20 protein-coding genes are annotated in these 26,649 nt (G+C 72.3%); 7 read left to right on the top strand and 13 right to left on the bottom strand.

The features are described from left to right. Positions 1-9 precede the first annotated feature (9 nt). Positions 10-2,655: a ricin-type beta-trefoil lectin domain protein gene (locus AB0K00_RS12615; RefSeq protein ID WP_363519351.1), complete on the bottom strand. Its 2,646-nt coding sequence runs from the start codon at positions 2,653-2,655 to the stop codon at positions 10-12. 311 nt (positions 2,656-2,966) lie between these two features. On the opposite strand from AB0K00_RS12615, the gene AB0K00_RS12610 reads away from it, so the two are divergent. After that, entirely contained in the window at positions 2,967-4,340 is a 1,374-nt protein-coding gene (locus tag AB0K00_RS12610; RefSeq protein ID WP_363519349.1) for a glycosyl hydrolase family 18 protein, read from the top strand. 4 nt (positions 4,341-4,344) lie between these two features. On the opposite strand, the gene AB0K00_RS12605 is transcribed toward AB0K00_RS12610, so the two are convergent. Next, complete coding sequence (locus AB0K00_RS12605; protein WP_363519346.1) at positions 4,345-5,625, bottom strand: adenosylmethionine--8-amino-7-oxononanoate transaminase; 1,281 nt, start codon at positions 5,623-5,625, stop codon at positions 4,345-4,347. A gap of 124 nt (positions 5,626-5,749) precedes the next feature. Here AB0K00_RS12605 and AB0K00_RS12600 point away from each other — a divergent pair, with 124 nt between their 5' ends. Then, complete coding sequence (locus AB0K00_RS12600) at positions 5,750-5,902, top strand: hypothetical protein (protein WP_363519343.1); 153 nt, start codon at positions 5,750-5,752, stop codon at positions 5,900-5,902. A 14-nt stretch (positions 5,903-5,916) separates the two neighbouring features. Continuing rightward, a complete protein-coding gene (locus AB0K00_RS12595; RefSeq protein ID WP_363519341.1) occupies positions 5,917-8,277 on the top strand; it encodes a tetratricopeptide repeat protein in 2,361 nt (786 codons plus the stop codon). Here AB0K00_RS12595 and AB0K00_RS12590 read toward each other — a convergent pair. Continuing rightward, positions 8,274-9,146 (bottom strand): hypothetical protein, encoded by an 873-nt coding sequence (locus tag AB0K00_RS12590; RefSeq protein WP_363519338.1) that lies wholly within the window; start codon positions 9,144-9,146, stop codon positions 8,274-8,276. The genes AB0K00_RS12595 and AB0K00_RS12590 overlap by 4 nt on opposite strands. Positions 9,147-9,227: 81 nt before the next feature. Here AB0K00_RS12590 and AB0K00_RS12585 point away from each other — a divergent pair, with 81 nt between their 5' ends. Both AB0K00_RS12585 and AB0K00_RS12580 read left to right on the top strand, forming a co-directional pair. After that, positions 9,228-9,869, top strand: a complete 642-nt coding sequence (locus tag AB0K00_RS12585) for a DNA starvation/stationary phase protection protein (protein WP_363519336.1) — start codon at positions 9,228-9,230, stop codon at positions 9,867-9,869. Between the two features lie 22 nt (positions 9,870-9,891). Continuing rightward, a complete protein-coding gene (locus AB0K00_RS12580; protein ID WP_363519333.1) occupies positions 9,892-12,471 on the top strand; it encodes an Hsp70 family protein in 2,580 nt (859 codons plus the stop codon). Positions 12,472-12,484: 13 nt separating this feature from the next. Here AB0K00_RS12580 and fabG read toward each other — a convergent pair whose 3' ends face one another. The 8 genes from fabG to hisN form a co-directional block, all read right to left on the bottom strand. Continuing rightward, the gene (gene fabG, locus AB0K00_RS12575) at positions 12,485-13,216 is read right to left on the bottom strand and encodes a 3-oxoacyl-ACP reductase FabG (RefSeq protein WP_363519331.1); all 732 of its coding nucleotides are present in this window, start codon (positions 13,214-13,216) and stop codon (positions 12,485-12,487) included. 2 nt (positions 13,217-13,218) lie between these two features. Further along, complete coding sequence (locus AB0K00_RS12570; RefSeq protein WP_363519329.1) at positions 13,219-14,403, bottom strand: thiolase family protein; 1,185 nt, start codon at positions 14,401-14,403, stop codon at positions 13,219-13,221. 29 nt (positions 14,404-14,432) lie between these two features. Next, positions 14,433-14,816 (bottom strand): nuclear transport factor 2 family protein, encoded by a 384-nt coding sequence (locus AB0K00_RS12565; RefSeq protein WP_363519326.1) that lies wholly within the window; start codon positions 14,814-14,816, stop codon positions 14,433-14,435. Between the two features lie 85 nt (positions 14,817-14,901). Next, positions 14,902-16,248, bottom strand: coding sequence for an MFS transporter (locus AB0K00_RS12560; RefSeq protein WP_363519324.1), 1,347 nt, complete (start codon positions 16,246-16,248; stop codon positions 14,902-14,904). Next, a complete protein-coding gene (locus AB0K00_RS12555; protein WP_363519322.1) occupies positions 16,248-17,492 on the bottom strand; it encodes a pyridoxal phosphate-dependent aminotransferase family protein in 1,245 nt (414 codons plus the stop codon). Before AB0K00_RS12555 ends, AB0K00_RS12560 begins: the two co-directional genes overlap by 1 nt. Positions 17,493-17,602: 110 nt before the next feature. Further along, complete coding sequence (locus tag AB0K00_RS12550; protein ID WP_363519321.1) at positions 17,603-20,638, bottom strand: EAL domain-containing protein; 3,036 nt, start codon at positions 20,636-20,638, stop codon at positions 17,603-17,605. Between the two features lie 217 nt (positions 20,639-20,855). After that, positions 20,856-21,731, bottom strand: a complete 876-nt coding sequence (locus AB0K00_RS12545; protein ID WP_363519678.1) for a hypothetical protein — start codon at positions 21,729-21,731, stop codon at positions 20,856-20,858. 82 nt (positions 21,732-21,813) lie between these two features. Then, positions 21,814-22,632 (bottom strand): histidinol-phosphatase, encoded by an 819-nt coding sequence (gene hisN / locus AB0K00_RS12540; protein WP_363519319.1) that lies wholly within the window; start codon positions 22,630-22,632, stop codon positions 21,814-21,816. 52 nt (positions 22,633-22,684) lie between these two features. Here hisN and AB0K00_RS12535 point away from each other — a divergent pair, with 52 nt between their 5' ends. After that, complete coding sequence (locus AB0K00_RS12535) at positions 22,685-23,317, top strand: DUF2087 domain-containing protein (RefSeq protein WP_363519318.1); 633 nt, start codon at positions 22,685-22,687, stop codon at positions 23,315-23,317. Positions 23,318-23,349: 32 nt separating this feature from the next. On the opposite strand, the gene rsgA is transcribed toward AB0K00_RS12535, so the two are convergent. Together rsgA and aroA are read right to left on the bottom strand one after the other, a co-directional pair. After that, entirely contained in the window at positions 23,350-24,444 is a 1,095-nt protein-coding gene (gene rsgA / locus AB0K00_RS12530) for a ribosome small subunit-dependent GTPase A (protein WP_363519316.1), read from the bottom strand. After that, positions 24,396-25,709 carry a 3-phosphoshikimate 1-carboxyvinyltransferase gene (gene aroA, locus AB0K00_RS12525; protein ID WP_363519313.1) on the bottom strand — a complete coding sequence of 438 codons (1,314 nt, stop codon included), beginning with the start codon at positions 25,707-25,709 and terminating at the stop codon, positions 24,396-24,398. Before aroA ends, rsgA begins: the two co-directional genes overlap by 49 nt. Positions 25,710-25,799: 90 nt before the next feature. On the opposite strand from aroA, the gene AB0K00_RS12520 reads away from it, so the two are divergent. Continuing rightward, entirely contained in the window at positions 25,800-26,519 is a 720-nt protein-coding gene (locus AB0K00_RS12520) for an SOS response-associated peptidase (RefSeq protein ID WP_363519310.1), read from the top strand. Positions 26,520-26,649 lie beyond the last annotated feature (130 nt).

Raw genomic sequence — 26,649 nt, 5'->3', positions numbered from 1 at the left:
CGCCGCTGGTTACTGCTTGAGGAACGTCTGCGCGGCGCTGCCGTTGCAGTCCCACAGCTGGAGCCGGGCGCCGTTGTCGACGGAGCCGTTCGGCGAGTCCAGGCAGCGGCCCGACTGCGGGTTGCGCAGCGAGCCGTCGGCCTGCGGCACCCATTGCTGGGCGCCGCCGCCGTTGCAGTCCCACAGTTCGATCAGGGTGCCGTTGGCGGTGCCGTTGCCGGTCGCGTCCAGGCACCGGTTCAGCGTGCGCAGCGCCGTGCCGTCCCACGCCCAGTGCTGGTCCACGGCGTGCGGCTGGCAGCCCCACAGCTGCACGGCGGCGCCGTTGCCCCCGGTGTCGTCGGCGGCGACGTCGACGCACTGGCCGGCCGGGCCGTTGACGAACGTCGCGCCCGGCGAGCCGCCGCCGAGGCGGAAGCCCTGCGCGCCGCTGCCGTTGCAGTCCCACAGCTGCAGCCTGGCGCCGTTGGCGGTCGAGCCGCTCGGGGAGTCCAGGCAGCGGCCCGACTGCGGGTTGCGCAGCGAGCCGTTGGTCTGCGGCACCCACTGCTGCGCGCCGCCGCCGTTGCAGTCCCACAACTGGATCAGCGTGCCGTTGGCGGTACCGTTGCCGGTCGCGTCCAGACAGCGGCCGAGGGTGCGCAGCGCGCTGCCGTCCCACGACCAGCGCTGGTCGACGGCGTTGAGCTGGCAGTCCCACAGCTGGACCGCGGCGCCGTTGCCGCCGCTGTCGTCCGACGCGACGTCCACGCACTTGCCGCCCGGACCGGTGATGTTGCGCCCGGGCGGCGGGCCCGCCGTGTTGAGCCGCTTCGACGCGGCGATGAGCTGCTGGTTGGCGTTGCGGACCTTCGTCTGGTCGAACTTCAGCACCTGCCGGTCATAGGTCCAGAAGCCGTTGACCTCGCCCTCGACGTCGAAGGGCTGCGTGTAGACCAGCCCGGCGAGCCCTCGCGTGTAGATCAGGCCGAGCGCCTGCTGCTGGAGGCTCACGAACCGGTCGGTCGCCGACGTGCCGTTCGGGTGCGTCTCGTAGATGAAGAACCCGCCGTTCGGGCTGTACTCGTGGCCGGCCGAGCGCACGCCAAGCCCGCCGTACTCGCCGAGGACCGCGGTGCGGGTGCTCGTCGGGGTGGGGGAGTTCGGGCCGACGTACCAGTGCCAGTCCTGGATGTCGCCGTTGCCGGGGTCACCCTTGGACGAGCAGCAGTTGTAGCCGCTGTGCGGGTTGACCAGGCGGGTCGGGTCCTGGTTCTTGACGTTCTGCACGACCCGGGTCGTGTCGGCGAGGTTCCACTCGCCCCAGCCCTCGTTGAACGGCACGTACACGATCACCGCCGGTGACGACCGGTGCTCGTCGACGATCTGGCCGACCTCGGTCTCCCACTGCGCGTGCTGCGCCGCGGTGCCGGGCGCCTCGCCCATGCTCGGCATGTCCTGCCACACCAGCAGCCCGAGCCGGTCCGCGTGGTAGAACCAGCGCTGCGGCTCGACCTTGATGTGCTTGCGGACCATGTTGAACCCGAGGTCCTTGATCTTCTGCAGATCCCCGGCCAGGGCCGCGTCGGTCGGCGCCGTGTAGAGCCCGTCGGGCCAGAAACCCTGGTCGAGCACGCCGGTCTGGAGCACGAACTGCCCGTTGAGCGTCGGCACCAGCCGGCCGTTGACCACGGCCTTGCCGACCTCCCGCATGCCGAAGTAGTGCATGGTCTGGTCGACGGTCGCGCCGGCGCCGTTGCGCAGCGAGAGCCGCAGGTTGTACAGGAACGGATCGTCCGGCGACCAGCGGCGCGCGTTGGGCACCGGGACGCTGAACTCGGTGAAACCACCGGTCGCGGTGCCGACCACGGTCGTGCCGTCGAGCGCCTCGGCGAGCACGGAGTGCCCGGTGACGTCGCCCCGCGTGAAGACCCGGACCCGCAGCGTGTTGTTGGCGAGGTTGGGGTACAGGTCGGCGCTGAAGATCGACGACGTCGGCGTCGGCTCCATCCACACGGTCTGCCAGATCCCGGACGACGGCGTGTACATGATGCCGCCCGGGTTGCGCACCTGCTTGCCCCGGGCGATGTTCAGCCCGGGGGTGTCCGTCGGGTCGTAGGCCCGCACGATCAGCTCGTTGGTGCCCCCGTTGAGCTGCGGCGTGATGTCGAACTCGAAGCGGTCGTAGCCGCCGGTGTGCCCGCCGACCTGCACCCCGTTGACCCACACGGTGGCCTGCCAGTCGACCGCGCCGAAGTGCAGCTGGACGCGCCGCCCGGCCCAGCCGGCCGGCACCGTGAAGGTGCGCCGGTAGAACAGGTACAGCCGGTTGTCGTTCGCGGGCCGCTTGATCCCGGAGAGCGCCGACTCCACGGGGAACGGGACGTTGACCCGCTCCGGCAGGGTCTGGCCGAAGACGGGGTTGTCGTTGGTGGTCGACTGGCGCAGCTGCCACTCACCGTTGAGGTTGAGCCAGTCGGGCCGGGTCATCTGCGGGCGTGGGTACTCCGGCAGCGGCTGGCCGGTGAGCGCCTGGCTGGTCCACGGCGTGTTCAGCGGTGCGGGCTGGGCGGGCGCGGCCGCGGCCGGCGGTGCGGCGGACATCGCCGTCCCGAGGCCGAGCAGCGCGGCGAGGGCCGCGGTGAGCAGCCTCCGCCGGTGGCGTGTTGCGGGCATGAGGGTTCTCCTTGGCGGACGGAGACCGACCCTGGTTGGCGGTCAGGGATCGGCAAATGTTGATGCGCATGCTAACGATGTCACACGGAAATCAACAGAACCGCTCAGGAAGTGGACACAAATCCACGGTGTCTTCGCCGTCTTCCGCCCCGGGCCGCGACGGGCCAGCCGGCCCGTCTGCGTGACGGTTCTTAAAGAAGGGTTAACAGCGCAACGCCACGACCTGCGCACATAGAGGTACTTCTTTTGTGAAAGAAACTTAACTGATACGCTCCCTGCCCATCGATTCCATCGATGTGGAGGGCTCGCCAATGAGAGCGCAACGTCGAACATTTGCCCTGATCGCCGGCGCGGCGGTGACGCTCGTGGCGGGTCTGGTGATGGCCACCGTCACGCAGGCGGAGGCGGCCAGCAACGCCGCAGCGGCCGTCACGTGCTCGGCGCCCGGCTGGGCGGAGGGCAACACGTACACCGCGGGGACGCAGGTCACCTACGGCGGCAAGCTGTACCAGGCCCTTGTCACCCACACCGCGTACGTCGGTGCCGGCTGGAACCCCGCCGCCACCCCCTCGCTGTGGAAGGACCTCGGCGCCTGCACCGGCGGCACGCCCAGCGCGTCGCCGTCGCGCACGGCGAGCCCGTCGCCGAGCGTGAGCCCGAGCCGCACCCCGAGCACCAGCCCGAGCCCGAGCCGCACCCCGAGCTCCAGCCCCTCCACGTCGACGCCGCCGGGTGGCAACACCTGCGCGGTGAAGTCGCGGCCCGGCGGAAAGGTGCTGCAGGGGTACTGGGAGAACTGGGACGGCGCGTCCAACGGCGTCCACCCGGGGCTCGGCTGGATCCCGATCACCGACGCGCGGATCAAGCAGCACGGCTACAACGTGATCAACGCGGCGTTTCCGGTGATCCGGTCCGACGGCACCGTGCTGTGGGAGAACGGCATGGACGCCGGCGTCAAGGTGTCCACGCCCGCTGAGATGTGCGCGGCGAAGGCGGCCGGCGCGACGATCCTGATGTCGATCGGTGGTGCCGCGGCCGGCATCGACCTGAGCTCCAGCGCGGTCGCGGACCGGTTCGTCGCGACGATCGTGCCGATCCTGCGGACGTACAACTTCGACGGCATCGACATCGACATCGAGACCGGGCTGACCGGCAGCGGCAACATCAGCACGCTGTCGACGTCGCAGGCGAACCTGATCCGGATCATCGACGGGGTGCTCGCGCAGATGCCGTCGAACTTCGGCCTCACGATGGCGCCGGAGACGGCGTACGTGACCGGCGGCAGCGTCACCTACGGCTCGATCTGGGGCTCCTACCTGCCGATCATCAAGAAGTACGTGGACAACGGCCGGCTCTGGTGGCTCAACATGCAGTACTACAACGGCAGCATGTACGGGTGCGCGGGTGACTCCTACTCGGCCGGCACCGTGCAGGGCTTCCAGGTGCAGACGAACTGCCTCAACAGCGGCCTGACCATCCAGGGCGTCACGATCCGGGTGCCCTACGACAAGCAGGTCCCGGGCCTGCCCGCCCAGTCCGGCGCGGGTGGCGGCTACATGACCCCGTCGCTGGTGTCGCAGGCGTACAACACCCAGCTCAAGGGCCTGATGACCTGGTCGATCAACTGGGACGGCTCGAAGAACTGGACCTTCGGCGACAACGTGAAGTCGCTGCAGGGCCGGTAACGGCTCAGCCCGCGGCAGCCGCCGCGACGACCGCCGACGAGATCATGGACAGCTCGTCGGCGGTCGTCACGTACGGCGGCATCGTGTAGATCAGGTCCCGGAACGGCCGCAGCCACACCCCGTGCGCGGCGGCCGCCCGGGTCGCGGCGGCCACGTCGACCTCGTGGTCGAGCTGCACGACCCCGATCCCGCCGAGGACCCGCACGTCGGCGACGCCCGGCAGGCCGCGCGCCTCCTCCAGGCCGGCGCGGAGCACGGTCTCGATCCGTTTGACGTCGCCCTGCCAGTCCCCGGCCAGGAGCAGGTCGACCGACGCCCCAGCGACCGCGCACGCGAGGGGGTTGGCCATGAACGTGGGGCCGTGCGCGAGGACCGGCACGCCGCCCTGCGAGATGCCGTCGGCGACCTCGGCGGTGCACAGGGTCGCGGCCAGGGTCAGGTAACCACCGGTGAGCGCCTTGCCGAGGCACATGACGTCGGGGCTCACGCCGGCGTGGTCCGCGGCGAACAGCGCGCCGGTGCGGCCGAACCCGGTGGCGATCTCGTCGAAGATCAGCAGGACGCCGGCGGCGCGGGTCGCCTCCCGCAGCACCCGCAGGTATTCCGGCGCGTGGAAGCGCATCCCGCCGGCGCCCTGCACGACCGGCTCGACGATGACCGCCGCGAGCTCATGCGCGTGCTCGTGGATGAGGGCCGTGAGCGCCGCAGCATAGGCGGGATCGAACGCGGCCGGCGGTTCCGGCGCGAACACCTGCGCCGGCAGCACCCCGGACCACAGGTTGTGCATGCCGCCGTCGGGGTCGCACACCGACATCGGGTGGAAGGTGTCGCCGTGGTACCCCCCGCGCCAGGTCAACAGGCGGCGCTTCGCCGGGCGGCCCAGCGAGCGCTGGTACTGCAGGCACATCTTGACCGCGACCTCGACCGACACCGACCCGGAGTCGCTGAAGAACACGTGCCGCAGCGGCTGCGGGGTCAGCTCGACCAGCCGTGCCGCCAGGGAGACCGCGGGCTCGTGGGTGAAGCCGCCGAACATCACGTGGCTCATCCGGCCGAGCTGCTCGGCCGCGGCCGCGTCGAGGACCGGGTGCCGGTACCCATGGATCGCCGACCACCACGACGCCATCCCGTCGACCAGCTCGTGCTGACCCTCGAACGGCTCGGCGAGACGGATCCGGACACCCTGCGCGGACGCCGCGACGAGCGGGGCGCTGCGCCCGGGCATCGGCCCGTACGGGTGCCAGACGTGGGCCCGGTCCAACGCCAGCAGCTCCTCGACGCGCATCCACCGACCCTATCCACGCCGCCGCGGCGCGGTTGTGCCGGAGACGGCACATCCAGCTGGCCCGATGACTGGTGGCGAGTTGGTATCCTGCGGCCTCAACATACTGATCCCGTAGGGAGTCAAGGTGTCGGCCCGCAGATCCTTACTTTTTGTCGCCGTCGGCCTGCTGCTCGGCGCGGTCCTGGTCGTCAACCCGGGGCCGCCGGACGTGATCCATGAACCGGGGGAGATCTCCAACTACCGCCTGATGGACTCGGGCCCACCCGTGCGAAGCTGACCCGCCCGTCCATCGTGGACAGCGACAGCGCCGCGCTGCTGAAGAACGCGGCCTCCGTCTCCAGCGTCGACGACCTCGCCGAGCTGCTGCGGCACCTGCGCCGGCGGCAGGCGCGCCGGCGCGGCGACCCGCCGTTGACCTACCGGGAGCTGGCCGGCCGCACCGGCTGGTCCCACGGCAGCATCGGCGGCTACTTCACCGGCAAGATCCTGCCGCCGACCGACCGCTTCGACGCCCTGGTGCAGCTCCTCGACGCCGCACCGGACGAGCTCGGCGCGCTCGCCGACGCCCGCGACCGGGCCGCGGAGCACAGCCGGGCCGAGGACCGCAGCCGGGCCGAGTCGAGCGGCGACGGCGTCCCGCGGCAGCTGCCGGCCGAGCCGGCGGCCTTCACCGGGCGGGACACGGCGATCGCCCGGCTCGACGCGGCCGCCGACGCCGGCACCGTCATCGTCATCGGCACCGCCGGGGTCGGCAAGACCGCCCTCGCCGTGCACTGGGCGCACCGGGTCATCGAACAGGCCCCGGACCGGTTCCCCGACGGCCAGCTGTACGTGAACCTGCGCGGCTTCGGACCCGCCGGCCCCGGGGACACAGGGGACACAGGGGACACCGGCGGCACCGGCGGCACCGCCGAGGTGACCGCCGACGAGACGCTCCGGGCGTTCCTCACCGCCCTCGGGGTCGCACCCGACCAGGTCCCGGCGGAGCTCGACGCCAGGATCGGCCTGTACCGCAGCCTCCTGACCGGGCGACGGGTCCTGGTCGTGCTCGACAACGCCGCGCACGCCGAGCAGGTCCGGCCGCTGCTGCCCGGCGGATCCGGCAGCCTCGTGCTCGTCACCAGCCGCAACCAGCTCACCGGGCTGGTCGCCACCGACGGCGCGGTGCCCGTCACGCTCGACCTGCTCACCGCCGACGAGGCCCGGCGGCTGCTCGCCACCCGCGTCGGGCGGGCCCGCGTCGCCGCCGACCCGGCCGCGGTCGACGCGATCATCGACGCGTGCGCGCGGCTGCCGCTCGCGCTGGTCGTCGTCGCCGCCCGCGGCGCCGCGCACCCGGACCTGCCGCTCAGCGTGCTCGCCCAGGAGCTGCGGGCCGAGCGCGGGCGGCTCGCCGTGCTGCGCGACGCCGCCGCGGCGACGGATGTCAGGTCGGTGTTCTCCTGGTCGTACCAGCGGCTGAGCGCACCCGCCGCGAGCCTCTTCCGGCTGCTCGCGCTCGCGCCGGGGCCGGATGTCGGCAGGGCCGCCGCGACCGCGGTCCTCGGTGAGCCTGCCGACGCGCGCCGGGCCCTGGCCGAGCTGACCCATGCCAGCCTGCTGACCGAGCACGCGCCGGGGCGGTTCGTCGCGCACGACCTGCTCCGCGCGTACGCGGCCGAACTGTCCGGCACCCTCGACGGGCCGGCCGAGCGGGACGCGGCGACGCTGCGCCTGCTGGAGCACTACCTGCGCACCGCGCACACCGCCGCGCTGCTGCTCGACCCCCACCGCACGCCGCTGCCGGGCATCGGCACCGCCGGGGCGCTCGACACCGAGGCGCAGGCGCTCGCCTGGTATGCCGTGGAGCACCACACCCTGCTCGCCGCGGTGCGGCAGGCCGCCGCGACGGGCCACGACGCGCACGCGTGGCGGCTGGCGTGGACCCTCGTGGATCACCTCGACCGGCGCGGACACTGGCCGGACCTGCTCGCCGCGCAGCGCATCGCGCTCACCGCCGCGCAACGGGCCGGCGACGCCGCCGGTGAGGCGGTCAGCGCGCACCAGCTCGGCCGGGCCTGCATCCGGATGCGGGACTACGACGCCGCCGCCGCGCACCTGGAGCTGGCCCTCGACTGTTACGGGCGGATCGGCGACGACGCCGGCCGGGCCCGGGTCCACGGCAACCTCGGCTTCATCGCCGACCGGCAGGCTCGCCCGCGCGATGCGATCGAGCACCTGCTGCGGTCCCTGGACCTGCTCCGCGCCACCGGCGACCAGGCCGGGCAGGGCGCGGCGCTGGCCAACCTCGGCTGGTCCTACGCCGCCTCAGGCGAGCACCGCGAGGCTCTCGACTACTGCCATCAGGCCCTGGAGCTGCAGCAGCGGATCGGGGACCGCACCGGCGAGGCCTACAGCTGGGACAGCATCGGCTTCATCCACCACCAGCTCGGCGAGCACGAGCCGGCCGCCGAGTGCTACCGGCAGGCCCTCGACCTGTGGCGGGAGATCGGCGACCGCTACGGCGAGTCGGAGACCCAGACCCACCTCGGTGACCTGCACCGGGCGGCGGGCGCCGAGGACGAGGCCCGCGCCTGCTGGCTCGCCGCCCTCACGATCCTCGAGGACCTCGGCCACCCCGACGCCGACCAGGTCCGCGCCCGCGTGGCCTAGGGCCGGTGCGCCAGATCGGCGCAGGTCGACTCGTCCGGTAGGAACGGCCGGAACGTCACCTGCCACGACGACCCGGCCGACGCCCACGGGGTGCGGGAGTTGGCCTTCCCCGCGGCGGCGAGGATCTGCTTGCCCTCCTCGCCGGTCGCGCTGACGCAGTGCACGCTCGGCCGGTCGGTGAACGCTTCGCCGGGCAGCGCCGGCCCCGGCCACGCGACCGGCGACTGCGGCTGGATGCCCTGGTCGCCGCCCATCTCGGCCCATTGCACGGCGACGGCGGCGACACCCTTCGCCGGGAACGCCCTGGACTCGGAGACGGCACCCTTGCCCAGCGTCGAGGACAGGTCGGTCAGCGCCTCCACCAGGCGTTGGATGCGCTGGCGGGCGGCGCGCTGCGAGTTGTTCAGCGAGTCCTCGCCGATGCCGAGCGCGGGGACGTCGGTGGCCTGCTCGCCGGCGACGGTGCGGACCATGACGTGGGTGGTGGGGGCGTCGGCGACGTTGGGCATGCCGAAGTCGGCCTGCCGGCCGACGCCGGCGTCGAGGGCCATCCGGGCCAGCTTCGTCACGTCCGATGGGGCGAGGATCTCCTGCACCTGCACGTTCGGCAGCGCCGGACCCGGGAAGATCTCGATCATGGGACCGTTGGTGACGACCCGGCCGTCGCCGTAGATGCTCAGGGTCGGGACCTCGGTGACCGTCATGGCGACCGGGACCAGGCCGCCGGACACGTCGACCCGCAGCACGAGCTGGTCGGCCGGGTAGTTGACGGCGGCGCCCGGCGAGCCGCCGTCGCCGACGGGCGCTGACTCGGCACAGCCAGCGACCAGGAGAACCAACGTGGCGGCGAGCGCGCGCAGGTGCGTCATGCCTGTTCTGACGGAGCGGCCCACCCGCCGGTTCCGCCCTCGGGTGAGGTTCACCCTCGCGGCGCAGGGCAGAGCGCCACCATGCCACCAGCGAAGAGCGCCGCGCCAGCGGCCAAGAAGAAGGGCAGCCAGCCGTGGCTGCATCAGCAGGGCCGGGAGATCCAGCGGTTCGGCTCGATCCGGCAGTTTCCGATAGCGCTGCCGAGCGACGCCCGGATGTACTCCTGCGAGCGGCTCAACCAGGTCCTCGCCGACACCCAGATCCTGTACGCCCTGTACAAGAAGCACCACTGGCTCATGCGCGGACCGACCTTCTACCAGCTGCACCTGCTGCTCGACAAGCACGCCGGCGAGCAGCTGGAGCTCATCGACGCGATCGCCGAGCGGGTGCAGACCCTGGGCGGGATCGCGGTCGGTGACCCGCGGCACGTCGCGGAGCTCACCCGGGTGCCGCGGCCGCCGGACGGTGCCGAGGAGGTGCCGGCGATGCTGTCGCGGCTGCTCGAGGCGCACGAGATGATCCTCGTCGAGTCGCACGACGCCGCGGCGAAGGTCATGGCGATGGGCGACGACGGCACCAACGACATGCTGGTCTCCGAGGTGATCCGCACCGGCGAGCTGCAGGCGTGGTTCCTGGCCGAGCACCTCGTCGACACCCCGCTCGTGCAGACCGACGAGACCGTCAAGGAGGTCACAAAGTCCGGGGGTAGCGGCAGGCGTTGATGGCAGGGGTTACCGTGTCGGCGTGACGAGGCAATCCGACTCGCAGCTGGGCGTCGACCTTGGGACCACCCACACGGTTGCGGCGCTGACCTCTGCCGACGGTCGTAGCCAGCCCCTGTTGTTCGACGCGAGCTTCCTGCTGCCGTCGTCGGTGTTCGCGGAGGTCGACGGGCACCTGCTCACCGGCAAGGACGCGGAGCGCAGCGCCCGGCTCGACCCGAGCCGCTTCGAGCCCAACCCGAAGCGCCGCATCGACGACGGCACGGTCCTGCTCGGCGCCCGCGAGTATCCGGTGTCGGACCTGCTCGCGGCCGTGCTGCGGCGCACCGCTGACGAGGCGTCGCGGGTGCTCGGCATCATGCCCGTGCGCACCGTGCTGACCTACCCGGCGAACTGGGCGACCCACCGGCGGGCGGTCCTCGCCGACGCCGCGGCCCGCGCGGGCATGCCGGCGCCGATCCTGGTGCCCGAGCCGATCGCGGCCGCCGCCTACTTCACCACCGTCATGGGACGGCAGATCCCGCCCGGCGGCGTCCTGGTGGTGTACGACTTCGGCGGCGGCACGTTCGACACCTCCGTCCTGCGGCGCCGCCCGGACGGCGGCTGGGACGTCCTCGCCAGCGACGGCCTGCCCGACGTCGGCGGGGTCGACCTCGACGCGGCGCTGGTCACCCAGATCGGCCAGACGCTCACGATGACCGACGCCGAGCGGTGGCGGCAGCTCACCGACCCCGGCGACGACGTCTCCCGCCGGCGCAGCTTCCTGCTGCGCGAGGACGTGCGCACCGCGAAGGAGCAGCTGTCACGCACCTCGTCCGCGGGTGTGCACGTGCCGCTGTTCGAGATCGACATGCACGTCACGCGGGCCGAGTTCGAGCAGGTGTCGCGGCCGTACCTGCAGCGCACCGTCGACCTGACCGCCAACACCCTGCAGCGCGCCGGCGTGCGACCCGACCAGATCGCCGGGATGTTCCTGGTCGGCGGGTCGAGCCGGATCCCGATGGTCAGCACCCTGCTGCACCAGCGGCTCGGCGTCGCCCCCACGATCATCGAGCAGCCGGAGCTGGTGGTGGCCCTGGGCAGCGCGATCGCGGCGATGCCAGGCCGCCCCGCGCCGGGACCCGTGCCGGGATATCCGGCCGGCCCCCGGCCGCCGGGCATGGGGGCTCCGATGGGCGCGCCGGTCTCCGGTCCGGCGGGTGCCGGTGCCGCCGCGGCCGCCGCGATGGGTGCGGCCGCGCCGGTGTCGGCGCCGGTGCCCGGCCCGATCTCACCGGCCGGGTCGCCGGCGTCCCCGCCCACGTGGCTCGGCGGCCTCCCGCCGTCGTCCGGGGTCCCGGTGTCGGCCCCGCCGACGAGCGGCATGCCGCACAGCGGCCCTCCGGCGAGCGGCCCACCCGTGAGCGGCCCTCCGGGCGCGCCGCTGGCGGCCCCGCTGCACGGCGCCCCGGGTGGCTTCCCGCCCGGCGGCGGGTTCGCGGCACCCGGCGGTCCCGGCGCGGCCTTCGGCGCGCAGCCGCCGTCCGCGCCGACCGCGCAGTTCGGCCACGGCGGTCCCGCGACGCCGGGAGGGCCACCGAACGGCCTCCCGCCGTTCGGGCCGCCACCGGTGCGACGGACGGGCAGCGGCGGTGGCAAGACGGCCCTGCTCGTCGGCATCGCGCTCGCCGTCGTGCTGCTGCTCGGCGTCGGCGGCGTCGTCACCTACCGCGCCGTCAGCGACGACAAGGCCACCGACAACCCGACCGTCAGCGCCACCGGCAACCGTGGCAGCGGCAACGGCGGCACCGTGGCGGGCCCCGCCAACACCAAGGACGCCAAGCCGGGAGCGAAGCAGCAGACCGTCGAGATCAACAAGGCGGTCTGGTACGGCCAGGTCAAGCTCACCTTCGGCAAGATGGTCTACGAGGCCGACGCCGACCAGGACCCGCTCGTGGTCGAGGTGCAGATGGAGAACCTCGGCGACGACACCGTGCAGTCCTACGGCGTCCGGATGGCGTTCCAGCTCGACGGCCAGGAGTACTCGGGCTCGTTCAAGGAGAGCTCGCAGGTCTCCGGCGGCCAGAAGAGCAACTTCCACGTCTCCTTCGCGGTCTACGACCCGCTGAAGGTCAGCATCGGCTCGGGGACGCTGCTGATCGGCGACGGCAAGGAGGCCCAGCCCAAGGTCCCGCTCGGTGGCGGCGAGGTCGTCGCCTACGAGCCGGTCAACGTGCTCAAGGACAAGAAGCTCGCCATCCACGACCTCGAGGTCATGTTCGCCACCTGCGACGTGCGCGGCGGCTACCTCGACTTCAACGGGCAGGCGCTGAAGGACAACCGGGTCCTGACGTGCAAGCTCGACATCCGCTACAACGGCAAGGGCAGCCAGTACATCGGCGCCGAGCACTTCCGGCTGGGGCTGCCCGACGGCACCGAGGTCGCCCCGAAGACCGCGCCGAACGAGGCGATGTCGTCCGGCTCGGAGAACCTGGCGCCGGCCCGCAACCTCGGCTTCCAGTTCAAGTACGTGCCCGGCACGTACAAGCTGCGCGTGGTCGACATCGCGGGCGACGCCAGGAAACCGTCCGACGTGGTCGAACTGGACATCATCGTCAAGTAGGGCGGCGGCTGGCTCAGCGGGCGCCGCCGTTGACGTAGAGGGTCTGGCCGGAGACGTAGGAGGCCTCGTCGCTGGCCAGGAACGCGATGACGGCGGCGACCTCCTCGGGCTGGCCGACCCGGCGCAGCGGGGTGCGCGCCGCGACCTCCTGCTGGTGCTCCTCCGGGGTGCTGCCGAGCCTGGTGGCGGTGGCGGCGGTCATCGGTGTGGCGATGTAGCCGGGCGCGACGGCGTTGACGGTGATGCCGTAGGGGCCGAGCTCGAGGGCGAGCGTCGCGGTGAGGCCCTGCACGCCGGCCTTCGCCGCGGCGTAGTTGACCTGGCCGCGGTTGCCCAGCGCCGAGCGGCTGCTGAGGTTGACGATGCGGCCGGAGCGGGCCGGCACCATGTGCCGCTGCGCGGCGTGGCAGCACAGGAACATGCTGGTCAGGTTGGTGGTGAGGACCGATTCCCACTCCTGCACCGGCATCTTGAACAGCAGGTTGTCGCGGGTGATGCCGGCGTTGTTGACGAGGACGTCGAGTGAGCCGAGGTCCTCGACGACGGCGTCGAAGGTGCGGTCGACGGCGCCCTGGTCGGTGACGTCGCAGGAATACGCGGTGCCGACGCCCTCCGGGACCCGGGACGCGTCGAGGTCGAGCAGTGCCACCTTCGCGCCCTGCGACGCGAGCAGGCGCGCGGTGGCCAGGCCGATGCCCTGCGCGGCGCCGGTCACCACTGCGACTTTTCCGGCGAATCTGGACATGATCACCTTTCGACGAGGACGGCGGAGCCCTGCCCGACGCCGACGCACATGGTGGCGAGGCCGCGGGTGGCGCCGGTGCGGCGCATGCGGTGCAGCAGGGTGGTCAGGATGCGGGCGCCGGAGCAGCCCAGGGGGTGGCCGAGCGCGATCGCGCCGCCGGACGGGTTGACGATCGCGGGGTCGAAGCCGTCCCTGGCGAGCTGGTCGGTGACGGCGAGCGCCTGCGCGGCGAAGGCCTCGTTGAGCTCGGCCTCCTGCACGTCGCCGAGCTTCCACCCGCTGCGGGCGAGGACCCGCCCGGTGGCGGGGACCGGGCCGATGCCCATCACGTCGGGGTGCACGCCGGCGGAGGCGCCGGCGACGTACCGGCCGAGCGGCTCGAGGTCGAGGTCGCGCAGCGCGTCCTCGCTGACCAGGAGCAGGCCGGCGGCGCCGTCGTTGAGCGGGGAGGAGTTGCCGGCGGTGACGGTGCCGCCGGCCTTGAAGACCGGTTTGAGGTTGCCCAGCTTGGCGAGGCTGGTGTCGGCGCGGATGCCCTCGTCGGCGGTGACCGGCTCGGCGTCGGCGCCGGTGACGGGGATGATCTCGGCGGCGAAGTCGCCGGCGTCGCGGGCGGCGGCGGCGAGCTGGTGGCTGCGCAGCGCGAACGCGTCCTGCCGGTCGCGGGACACGTCGTAGCGCGCGGCGACCTCCTCGGCGGTCTCGCCCATGGACAGCAGCCCGTGCAGGTCTTTCATCCGCGGGTTGACCAGGCGCCAGCCGAGGCGGGTGTCGGCGATCGCCATCGCGTTGGGCAGGGCGTCGTCGGGGCGGGGCAGCACGAACGGCGCCCGGCTCATCGACTCGGACCCGCCGGCGACGACCACGTCGGCCTCGCCGGCGGCGATGGTGCGGGCGGCGATCGTGACCGCCTCCATGCCGGAGGCGCACAGCCGGTTGACGGTCGCGCCGGGCACCGACTCGGGCAGCCCGGCGAGCAGGACCGCCATCCGGGCGACGTTGCGGTTGTCCTCGCCGGCCTGGTTGGCCGCGCCCCAGTAGACCTCGTCGACCCTGGCCGGGTCGATGCCCTCGACCAGGGTCCGGATCACGGTGGCGGCGAGGTCGTCCGGGCGGATGTGGGAGAGGCCGCCGCGCAGCTTCCCGATGGGGGTCCGCCTGGCGGCGGCGAAGTAGACGGCACGCATACCCTGAAACTAACACTGTTAGTCTGGCTCTAGGTAGGCTCCGCGCCCTGTACGGCTCGCCACAGCCAGACCCCGGACGCGCGGCGGGACAGCAGGCCCGTCACCCGGTAGGGGAACGGGGTCACCGAGCCGTCCGCGTGGTGCTCCTCGCCGTCGGCCTCGGCCAGGACGAACGCCCCGCCGGGCACGGTGTGCACGGTCGCCGCGGTGGCCTGCCAGCTGTAGGACTCCGGCCGGGCGAACAGGCTCTCCAGGAGCTTCTCCACCGATCCCCGGCCGGTCGCCGACTCGCCCGTCTCGCTGCCCACGTAGGTGATGTCGTCGTCGGGGACGAAGCACGCCATCGCCGCGGCCACGTCCTGCGACAGGAACGCCATCCCGAGCCGATCCACCATCTCGATCGGGTCACTCACGCCGTCACCTCCGCTGCGCTCCGGCGCCGGCATGAGCCAACCTGCTGCGATCCTGGTGAGCGGCCCGAGCCGCTCCGCTGGCCGCTCACGGGGCACCCACCGCCAGTTGCCGGGGCGAGCGCATGCCCGGCAGGAAGAGGAACGCGAACGTGACGATCGCGCCGAGGACACCCGCGCCGACGAGGGTGTTCTGCACGCCGATCGCGGCGGCGACCGGGGCGGCCATGGCGTAGGACAGCGGGACCAGCGCGATGGAGATGAACCAGTCGACGCTGGAGACCCGGCCGAGCAGCTCGTCGGGCACGAGCTTCTGCTTCGCCGTGGCCCAGGCGATGGTGCCGGCCGCCTCGAGGCCGTTGACCAGGGCGCACGAGATGGCAAGGTGCCACGAGGCGGTGGCCATCCCATACCCCGCGACCGCGAGGGTCGCCAGGGTCCACGTGACGTAGATGAAGGGCATGTAGCTTCGGGGTACACCACGCTGGCTGACGATCAACGCGGCCGCGATGGCGCCGATGCCGCCGCTGGCAAGGACCAGGCCGAGGTCGCCGGCGGTGCCGTGCAGCTCGTGCTTCACCACGAACGGCAGCAGGACCTCGGTGGGGCCGATGAAGAGCAGGTAGGCGAAGGTCGCGGCGAGGAAGGTGCCCCACAGCCACACGTTGCGGCGGACGTAGTTCATGCCCTCCTTGAACTCCTCCCAGATCGAGCCCGCCGCCTCGTCCTCCTGCGAGGCCGCCACCGGCCGCATCAGCCACAGACACGTCGCGGAGACGGCGAACGTGGCCGCGTCCAGCGCGAACGCCAATCCGCTACCCCCGATCGCGATCAGGATGCCGCCGATCGAGGGGCCGGCCATCTGCAGCGCCGCCGGCCGGACGAACTGGTCCAGGGCGTTCGCCTTGACCAGGTCGTCCTCCGGCACCAGCTGCGGCACGATCGAGTCGAACGCCGGGCCGAAGAAGCCGGAGGCGGCCCCGTAGACCGCCACCAGGGCGACGATGTGCCAGACCTGAACGACGCCGGTCAGGCTCAGCACGGTCAGGACGGTGAGCACCGCGCCCCGCACCAGGTCGGTGCACAGCATGATCTTCCGCCGGTCGAACCGGTCGCTGATCACCCCGCCGAACAGCAGCGTGGCGACCTGGGGCAGCGAGAGGGCGAACCCGACGACGGACATCGCCGCGGGCGCGCCGGACAGCGCGTACACCTGCCAGGCCAGCGCGACGAGCAGGATGCCGTCGCCGATCAGCGAGGTGCTCATCCCTGTCCACAGCAGGCGGAACTCCCTGTTGCGCAGCGGGACGAGCAGCCCGGGAAGCTCACGCTGCCTACGCTTCGCTCCGGCAGCGTGAGCCGGAGCCTGCGCCCATGGTGAGCGGCTCCTCCGCTCCGCTCCGGACCGCTCACGTGGAGCGCGGTGCTTGGCCATCAGGCGGCGTCTCGCAGCTGCTGCTTACCCGCCAGCTCGGTGAGCACGGTGTTGAGCTGGTCGAGCTCCTCGTCGGTGTTCGCGGCGGTCACCTGCACGCGGAAGCCGACCTGGTCGCGGGGGACGAGGGGGTACGCGGCGAGGGTGACGTAGATGCCCCGGTCCCACAGGAACTGCCCGACCTGCTGGATGTCCTGACCCTGCGCCAGGGGCAGCTCGATGATGGGCGTGGTGCCGGTGTTCGGCGTGTACAGGCCGAGAGCCCGGACGTGGTCGAGCACCTTCATCGTCTTGCGGTACAGGTCGGCGCGGATCTCGTCGCCGCGCTTCTCGTTCACGTCCAGGCCGGCCATGACCGTGGCCAGGGACGCCGTCGGCGACGGGCCCGAGTACAGGTACGGCGGGGCGGCGACCTTCAGGTGGTTCTTCAGCCACGTCGGCAGCGCCAGGAACGCCATCAGCGACGAGTACGACTTGGAGAATCCGCCGACGAGCACGATGTTGTCGTAGGTCTCGCCGGCGTACTTGACGATCGCGTTGCCGCGGGAGCCGTAGGGCGAGGTCTCGTCCGGGGTGCGCTCGCCGATGACGCCGAAGCCGTGCGCCTCGTCGACGTAGAGCAGCGCGTCGTTCTCCCGGCAGACCTGGGCGAAGCGGGCCAGGTCGGGGGCGAGGCCGGTCATCGAGTTGACGCCGTCCATGGCGACCAGGCGGGTGACCCCGGCCGGCGCGGCCTTCAGCAGCTCCTCGAGGTGCTCGGGGTCGTTGGCGCGGAAGCGGGTGACGGTCGCGCCGAGGCCCTTGGCGTACATGCAGCCGTCGTAGATCGTCTTGTGCGACTGCGAGTCCAGGAAGATCATGCCCTGGCCGGCGAGGATCGGGATCACCGACATGTGGATGTGCGTGATCGTCGGCAGCAGCAGCGTGTCGGGGGCGCCGAGCAGCTCGGTGAGGCGCTCCTCGATCTCGACGTACGGCTTCGGGTTGCCCAGCAGCCGCGACCAGCTGGGGTGGGTGCCCCAGGTGCGGATGTACGGGTCGACCGCGTCCATGATCTCCGGCTCGAGGTCGAAGCCGAGGTAGTTGCACGAGGCGAAGTCAGACAGCCAGTGCTGGCCGACCCGGATGCGCCGGCCGGCGATCTCTTCGATCGTCGCGTCGTACATCGGGCTGCTCGTGCGCAGTCGCTCCAGGTCGGCCCACCGTCCGTCGCGGCGGATGTAGCTGGCCTTGGTGCTGTGCATCGGGCTGACGGTCATTCCTGCTGCCTTTCGTCGAAGGGGTGACGCAATCCATTGCATCGGGCTGTTGGTGCGTCGTCCGGTCCGGTCAGGTTGCTGTCCGGTTGGATGACTCACGCCATTGCGGCGAAGGGTGCTGCCTTGGGGATCAGGGCGAACGCGTCCGGCTCGGACAGCGGCCGGGCGAAGAGGTAGCCCTGGCCGTACGGGCAGCCCATCTCGCGCAGCGCCTCGGCCTGCGCGGACTCCTCGACGCCCTCGGCGACGACCGCCAGGTCGAGCGTCTGGGCGAGGGTGACGATGGCGGTGACGACCGCCCGTTGCTGTTTGGACTCCAACATGCCGTCGATGAACGACTTGTCGATCTTGAGCACGTCGATCGGCATGTGCTGCAGGTACGACAGCGACGAGTACCCGGTGCCGAAGTCGTCGATCGCGAGCCGGACCCCCATCGCCCGCAGCGCGTCGAAGTCGGCCTTGACCTGCTCGTCGTTGCGGAGCAGGAGACTCTCGGTGATCTCCAGCAGTAACGTGCCCGGCTCCACGCCGGAGGCTCGCAACAGCTGCCGGACCTCCTCGACGAAGCCGGGCGTGCGGAACTGCCGGACGGAGACGTTGACGCTGATGTACCGCAGCGCGCCCGGCGCCGTGGAACGCTGCCAGCGCCCGACGGTGTTCAGCGCCTGTTGCAGCACCATCCGCCCCATCGGCACGATCAGGCCGCTCTCCTCGGCCACCTCGATGAAGTGGCCGGGCGCGATCATGCCCCGGGTCGGGTGGTTCCACCGCACGAGCGCCTCGAAGCCCAGCGGCGAGCCGGTCTCCAGGTCGACGATCGGCTGGTACTGCAGGACGAACTGCTGCTCCTTGACCGCCTGGTCGAGCGCGGCGCGCAGCTCGAGGCGTTCGAGCACGGCCGTGTGCAGGTCCGACTGGTAGCGGCGCCACTGGCCCTTGCCGGCGCCCTTCGCCACGTACAGCGCGAGGTCGGCCTGCCGCATGAGCTCCTCGGCGGAGTTCGCGTCGACGGTGGTGGACAGCCCGACGCTGGAGATGCCGTTGACGTCCTGGCCGGCGATCTCGAACGGCTCGGCGAGCGCGAGGATGATCCGCTCCGCCGCGAGCTCCAGGTCCGGCAGCGAGTCGGCCTCGATCAGCGCGGCGAACTCGTCGCCGCCGAGCCGGGCGACCGTGTCGGTGTCGCGCAGCGCCCCGGTGACCCGCTCGCCGACCGCGATGAGCAGCGCGTCGCCGACCGCGTGGCCGAGCGTGTCGTTGACGATCTTGAAGTCGTCGAGGTCGATAAACAGGACCCCGACGAGCCCGCGGTCCTGGGGCTTGTCGAGGTGCTGGTCGCGCTTGGCGCGGGCCACCGACTGCTCCACTCGGTCCTGGAACAGCACCCGGTTCGCCAGGCCCGTCAGGGCGTCGTGGAACGCCTGACGGATCAGCTGCTCCTCCAGCTGCCGGCGCTCCGTCACGTCCCGCACGGTGAGCACCAGACCGCCGACGGTCTGGTCGTCGCGCAGGTCCCGGCAGTCGACCTCGACCAGCAGGCCGACCCCGTCGACGCGCTCGGCGCGCAGGTCGATCTGGTTGTGCGCGTGCAGCCCGCCGCGGACCTGGGTGAGCAGCTCGGCGAGGCGGGGCCGCTCGTCGGCGGCGACGAACTCCCACAGCTCGAACCCGGCCAGCCGCTCGTCGCCGAACACGGCCCCCGCGGACGGGCTCGCGTACTGGATGAGGTCGTGCTCGTCGACGATGAGGATCACGTCGGAGGTGTTGTGGATCAGCGTGCGGAAGTAGGCCTCGCTGCTGCGCCGGTTCACCTCCGCGGTCAGCGTCATGCGCTCCAGGGCCATCGCCGCCTGCGACGCGAGCACCTCGAACGTCGTCTGCAGCACCTGCAGTGCCTCCGTCGGCGCGCCGACGTAGAGCATGTCGCGCTCGATGCCCAGGGGGTGGCGCAGCGCCGAGCTGTACCCGCGCAGCAGCTCCCGGACCTCCGGGTCGAGCCCCGACACCCGGACCAGGCCCGGGTCGTCCACGCGGTCGGCCCGCACCAGCACCACCGTGTGCGCGATGCCGTCCGGCAGCAGCCGGTCGACCGCGCGCCGCACGGCGGCGAGGGTCTCGGCGGTGTCGGCGGCCGACACGAGGGTGGTGGTGGCCTCCCGCAGCTCCCGCTCGCGGGCCATCGACTGGCGGTGGTTGCCCATCACCCCGGCGAGGCGGGCGAGCACCAGCACGAACATGACGCCGGACATGACGGCGATGACGGCCGCGTCGCGGACCGTGCCGAGGCTTGCCTCGACCAGCAGCACCCCGGGCGCGATCAGCGACGCCGCGCCGAGCAGCGCGATGCGGCGCACCCCGACGTCGCTGGACTGCGACCTGGCCGGCTCGGTGAGCTCCACCATCGACGGGTGCAGCGCCGCCGCGGCCCACGCCGCGTAGCAGAGCACCCAGCCGAGGTCGGTGGGGCCGCCGACCTGCCAGGAGCCGTTGAGCTGGATCAGGCCGTACGCGACGTCGGCGACGAGCAGACCGGCGGTGCCGACGCCCAGGATCACGATCGACGTGCTGCGGCGGGTGCCGCCGGTGATCAGCCGCGCGAACACCGCCAGGGTGAGCACGTCGCCGAGGGGGTACGCGATGGAGACCAGCTTCTGCACGAGCGTCAGCTCGGTGCTGCGCACGTAGGGGTCGATCAGGAAGATCCACGCCAGCAGCGCGAGGCCGATGGTGAGCGTGGTGGCGTCGAGCAGGCTGTCGCGGTCGTTGCGGCCGGTCCTGGACCGGATGAAGCCGAGCAGGCCGCCGGCGACGAGGGGGTACATCGCCAGGTACAGCACGTCGGAGAACGACGGGAACGGGTTGGTCATCCCGAATACGTCGGTGAGCAGGTTGTACAGGAAGTCGCCGGCGCCGAACGCGAACAGCGCCGCGGCCAGCAGCAGCCATGGCCAGCGCTGCCGCGGCCGGTGCACGACCACCCCGACGAGGACCCCCGCCGTGCTGGACAGGCCGATCGCGCCCCACCAGAGCATGTGCTGGCCGGGCCACAGGTAGAACGCCACGGTGAGCAGCGCCATCCAGGCCGCGAACCAGGTGCTGAGCATGCGTGCCAGCAAGTCGTCCGCCTCCATCCCGCTCGCCGTCGTCAGAACCCCGCGATTGACCAGATCGGTCACGCGATGAAGGTCTGAACGAATACCGGGGTGCGGGTCGGGTCAGCTGAGTTGCCGGACGGTGCGCCCGAACGGCTGACACCACCCGGGCGGCGGCGCTACCGCGGTGCCGCCCGTGGCGTCGGTGGTTGCAGTGGCCGCGGTGGCGTGGGTGGCGCGGGTGGCTCGCGGGGCCTCAGCGGCGGGCGGGGCGCCTGGCGGCCAGTGGGGCGCCGGTGAGCACGAGGGTCTTCGCCTCGCGGGTGATCTGGTGATGGTGCTGCGGCTCGGCGTAGAAGCTCAGGCCGATCACGCTGCCGAGGGTGACCACGAAGCCGGCCGCCACCAGCCACTCCCGGCCCGGCCAGACGCCGTCGCCGAGGACCAGCAGGCCGACCAGGGCGGCGGGCACCGCGCCGGCGGCGTCCATGGCGGCGACCGCGGCGGTCGTCGAGCCACGCTGCATCGCCAGGCCCAGCAGCAGCTGGCCGACGAGCGAATGGGCGATCAGCAGGTAGGACAGCGGGTCGGTGAGGAACTGGCCGAGGTTGTCCGCGGAGGCGAGCGGGCGCGACGCGACGGCCGCCGCGCCGAACGCGACGCCGGACAGCGCGCCGAGCGCCACCGACCCGGGTGCCCCGTGCAGGCGGACGGCGAAGAACCCCACCACCGCGAGGACGCCGAGCGCGGCGATCAGCCCGGCGACGCCGGCGGTGCCGAGCTGCCGGGACGGTGCCGGCTTCGCGGCGAGCACCAGCGCGGCGATGCCGAAGGCGAGCAGCACCAGCAGCGCGAGCTCGGTCCTCGGCAGTTTCCACTTGAGAATCAGCACGCCGAGCAGGGCGGTGACGCCGAGCCCGGCGGCCATCGCCGACTGCACCAGGAACAGCGGCAGGTCCCGGCGGGCGAAGAAGGCGAGGGCGAAGCCGCCGAACTGGCAGGCGACCCCGATCAGGTAGGACTTGTGGCGTCCCAGCCGCAGCAGCAGCATCGGGTGGAATCCGTGGTGCAGGTCGGTGCGGGCGGCGGCGACGGACTGCAGCAGGTTGGCCACCCCGTAGGCAGCGATCATCGCGCCGAGGAAGAACCAACTCCAAGATGCCACCCGGAGAGGATAGACCCGGTTCGGAGGTGGGGCATGCGGACTATTCGGTTTAGCCTGACAAACCGGACAATCTGGGGTTGCCCAAACGGGTGAGAACGTCCTCGTGAAGGTGACCGTTCGTAGCGATCGCGCTGCCGCCGCCCGGCCCCGGCTGCCCCTGGATGTCGGTGAACGTGCCACCGGCCTCCGTGACGATCGGCACCAGCGCGGCGAGGTCCCACAGCGACAGCTCCGGCTCGACCATGATGTCCACGGCCCCCTCGGCGAGCAGCATGTACCCGTAGAAGTCGCCGTACGCCCGCTGCCGCCAGGTCCGGCGGGTCAGGTCGAGGATCCCGTTGAGCCGCCCGGCCTCCTCCCAGCCACGCAGCGACGAGTAGCAGAAACTGGCGTCCGCGAGCCGGTCGACGCCGCTCACCCGGATCGGCGTCGCCGCGGCGGTGTGCCGCCCCGCATACGCACCGTGACCGAGCGCGGCCCACCACCGCCGGCCCAGCGCCGGCGCCGACACCAGCCCCACCACCGGCTGGGAGCCCTCCATCAGGGCGATCAGGGTCGCCCAGATCGGCACCCCGCGGACGTAGTTCTTCGTGCCGTCGATCGGGTCGATCACCCACTGCCGGGTCCCCGGACCGGCGGCGGCCTCCGTCGCCCCGAACTCCTCGCCCAGCACCCCGTCGCGCGGCCTGGCCCGCTGCAGCGTGGCCCGCAACGCCTTCTCCACCGCCGTGTCCGCCTCCGTCACCGGCGTCAGGTCCGGCTTCGTCGACACGTGCAGATCCTGGGCCCGGAACCGGGGAACGGCGATCGCGTCCGCGGTGTCGGCAAGCATGTGAGCGAGGGCCAGGTCGTCCGCGTAGCGCGCCATGCGCGGAAACTTAGCCGACGATCGCCATCTTCTGGCAGTACTGTCGCCGTTTGTGAGCAGTCACCAGCCGCCCCACCGCTCTGCGGCGGGTCCCGCCGGGGGATTCTCACCCCGGACCCCCAACGCGCCGCACGCGGCGCGCACCGCGACGTCGCCGGCCGCGCTGTGCGGCCTTCTCGCCGAAGAGGACCGGCTCCGCGTCTATGCCGCCGTGGTGCTCGGTGCGCCGGGTCTCACCGCGATCGAGTCCGCGACCGGCCTGTCCGCCCGCACCGTCGCCGCCGCCGTCGGCCGGCTCCAGCAGGGCGGCCTGCTGGAGGTCGTCGATGGCGTCCTGTGCGCCGACGTCGAGGTCTTCAAGGACTCCGTCCGCGCCCACGCGGCGGTCCCGGCCGCCGTCGAGCCCATGGACCCCGACCGCCAGCGGGACCAGATCCTGCGCACCTTCGTGGTCGACGGCCGGCTGACCCAGATGCCCGCCGCGCACGGCAAGCGCCAGGTCGTCCTGGAGCACATCGTCGCCTCGTTCGAGCCCGGCGTCCGGTATCCGGAGCGCGAGGTGAACGCGGTGCTGCGGGCCTGGTTCGACGACTACGCCGCGCTGCGCCGCTACCTGGTCGACAGCGACCTGCTCTCCCGCGCCGACGGCACCTACTGGCGCACCGGCGGTCCCGTCATCCTGTAGGCCCGCTTGTAGGCCCGCTCGGGGTTCCGGCCTCACGCCTCCGGGGCGTCCACGATCTCCTGCGGGTCGGGGGAGCCCTCCTTGGAGGCGAGGAGGCGGCGGAACGAGGCGAGCCGCCGCGCGTCCGCGCCGCCCTCGGCGACCAGCATGTCCAGGCCGCACTCGCCGCCGGCGCCGGTGTGGTCGCAGTTGGGCGCGCACCGGGTCGACGCCTCGACCAGGTCGGGGAACCCGTGCAGCAGGCTGTCCGCCGACACGTGCGCCAGGCCGAAGGACCGGATGCCGGGCGTGTCGATGATCCAGCCCGCCTCGTCGGGGCTGCCGCCCGGCAGGCGCAGCGCCACGGCGCTGGTGGACGTGTGCCGGCCCTTGCCGACGGCGCTGACCACGCCGACCGCGCGGTCGGTGCCGGGGACGAGCCGGTTGACGAGCGTGGACTTGCCGACGCCGGAGTGGCCGATCATCACCGAGACCCGCCCGCGCAGCGCGGCGACCAGGTCGTCCAGCGGCGCGTCGGGGCGGCACAGGACATGCGGCAGGTCCAGCTCGGAGTAGTAGTCCAGCACCGCGGCGGGCCCCGCGAGGTCGCCCTTGGTGAGGCACAGCAGCGGCTCGATCTCCGCGTCGTACGCCGCGACGAGGCACCGGTCGATGAAGCCGGTCCGCGGCGGCGGGTCGTGCAGCGAGTTGACGATGACGAGCTGCTCGGCGTTGGCGACGACGACGCGCTCGAAGCGGCCCTCGGTGGTGCCCTCCTCGTCGTCCGCGGTGCGCATCAGCACCGACCTGCGGTCGTCGATGCGCACGATGCGCGCGAGGGTGTCGGGCCTGCCGGTGACGTCGCCGACGATCTGGACGTTGTCGCCGACCACGACCCCGCGGCGGCCGAGCTCGCGGGCCCGCATCGCGGTGACGACGGCGTCGGTGTCGGCGACATGGCAGGTGTACCGGCCGCGGTCGACCGCGACGACGAACCCCTCGACGGCGTCGCTGTGCTTGGGGCGGGTGCGCGTGCGAGGTCGCGAGGACCGGCTCGGGCGGACCCGGACGTCATCCTCGTCGTACTCGCGCTTGCGCGTCAGTCCTGCCCCCCAAACGATCCCGTGCCGTTCACCATCGTTGACCATAGCCGGGGAAACTCCGGCAGTGTCTTCGCGGTGCATGTCACGTCGTCGAGATGCACCCCGTCGACGGCGAGCCCGAGGACTGCGGCCGCGTGCGCGAGGCGGTGGTCGTCGTGGGTGGGGAACGTGGTGCCACGCAGCGGGCGGGGCCGGATCCGCAGGCCGTCGTGGTCCTGGGTCACGTCCGCGCCGAGCCTCGTCAGGCCCGTGACCAGCGCGGCGATCCGATCGGTCTCGTGCCCGCCCAGGTGGGCGATGCCGTGCAGGTGTGACGGGGAGTCCGCGACGGCGGCGAGCGCGGCGAGCACCGGGGCCAGCTCCGCGACGTCGGCCAGGTCCGCGGTGATGCCGTGGACGGTGCCGGTGCCGCGCATGACGAGACCCTGCCGGGTGAGCGTGGGCGAGCCGCCCATCTGCTGCAGCAGGTCCAGCAGGCGCCCAGCGGGCTGGACGCCGGAGCGCGGCGGCCAGCCGGCGACGGTCACGGTGCCGCCGGTGATGAGCGCCGCGGCGAGGAACGGCGCGGCGCCCAGCAGGTCGGGTTCGATGTCCCAGGCGCGGCCATTGAGCCGCCCCGGTTCGACCACCCAGACGTCGGGCCTGCTGTCGTCGATGCCGGCGCCGGCGGCCCGCAGCATCTGGACCGTCATCCGCAGGTGCGGCGCGCGGGGGACCGGCGGGCCGGCGTGGCGCACGACGACACCCCGGTCGAACTCGGGCGCGGACAGCAGCAGCCCCGACACGAGCTGGCTGGACGCCGACGCGTCGATGGTCACCTCGCCCCCGGTGATGCGGCCGATGCCGTGCACGGTCAGCGGCAGGCCGGTGGCGTAGTCGACCCGCGCGCCGAGGCTGCGCAGCGCGCCGATCAGCGGCGCCATCGGGCGGGTGCGGGTGCGTTCGTCGCCGTCGAACGTGATCGCGCCGTCGGCGAGACCGGCGACCGGAGGCAGGAAGCGCAGCACCGAGCCGGCGGCACCGACGTCGACCCGGGCGGGCCCGCCGAGGGGCCGGGGGCGCAACAGCCACAGACGGTCGTCGGAGGTGGACACGTGGCAGCCCATGGCGCGCAGGCCGGCGGCCATGAGCTCGGTGTCGCGGGCGCGCAGCGGCGCGCGCAGGGTGCTGGCGCCGAGGGACAGCGCGCTGAGGACCAGGGCTCTTGCCGTCATCGACTTCGAACCGGGCAGTTGCACGGTGGCCGTCACCGGACCCGGCGCGGTCGGCGCGGTCCACGGGAGGTATGCGGGGGCGGTCAGGTTCGGCACGCGTTCAGTGTGCGGCTCGTTCCGTTGAGTAGCGACTGCTGACAATGCAGCGTTCGCGGAGTCACAGCCGGCGTCGGTACCGTAATGGGCATGTGTGGTCGGTATGCGACATCCCGCAGCAACGTTGACCTGAGCGCGCTGTTCGAGGCGGCCGATGAGACGGACGGGCTCGAGCCGGACTACAACGTGGCGCCGACGGACCAGGTGCCCGTGGTGCGCGTCTCCCAGTCCGCCGGCGGCCGGGTGCTCAGCGCGGCGCGCTGGGGCCTGGTCCCACCGTGGGCCGCCGACCTGAAGGTGGGCGCCCGGATGATCAATGCCCGTTCGGAGACGGTCGCGGACTCGAAGGCGTTCGCCCAGTCGTTCGCGAAGCGGCGCTGTCTCGTCCCGGCCGACGGCTGGTTCGAATGGGTCCGCGGCGAGGGCAAGGCGAAGCAGGCCTATTTCATGACGCTCGGTGACGAGGAGCCGTGCGTGTTCGCCGGAATCTGGACCGTGTGGGGCAAAGGCGAGGGCCGGGTGCTCACGTGCAGCATCATCACCGCGCCCGCCGTCGATGATCTGGCGCTCATTCACGACCGTATGCCACTGGTGCTGCCGCGGTCGCGGTGGGAGGAGTGGCTGGAGGCACCCGTCGATGAGCGGCTGCTGGCCCCGACCCCGTCCGAGCACGTCGCGCGGCTGGAGCTGCGCCCGGTCGGCGCGCGGGTGGGTGACGTTCGCAACGACGGCCGTGATTTGCTCGACCGGGTGCCGGCACCGGCGCTGCGACCGGGCGACGTAGAGCCGATCGATCTGACCCTCTTTTAGGTTTACGTCCATTTCATCCCCGGCAGAATTTGACGATCGGCGTGAAAACTCTTGTATTTGCAGGTGTTTGTGCGATAGAACACAGCGCCGGTAGGTCAATGTCGGATGGGGGCATCCCGACGTTTTCCTG

Origin of the sequence: Dactylosporangium sp. NPDC049525, assembly GCF_040676755.1 — a bacterium.
GTDB lineage: Bacteria > Actinomycetota > Actinomycetes > Mycobacteriales > Micromonosporaceae > Dactylosporangium.
The sequence above is the reverse complement of the archived record's forward strand: the minus strand, read 5'-3'. Positions and strand labels throughout refer to the sequence as shown.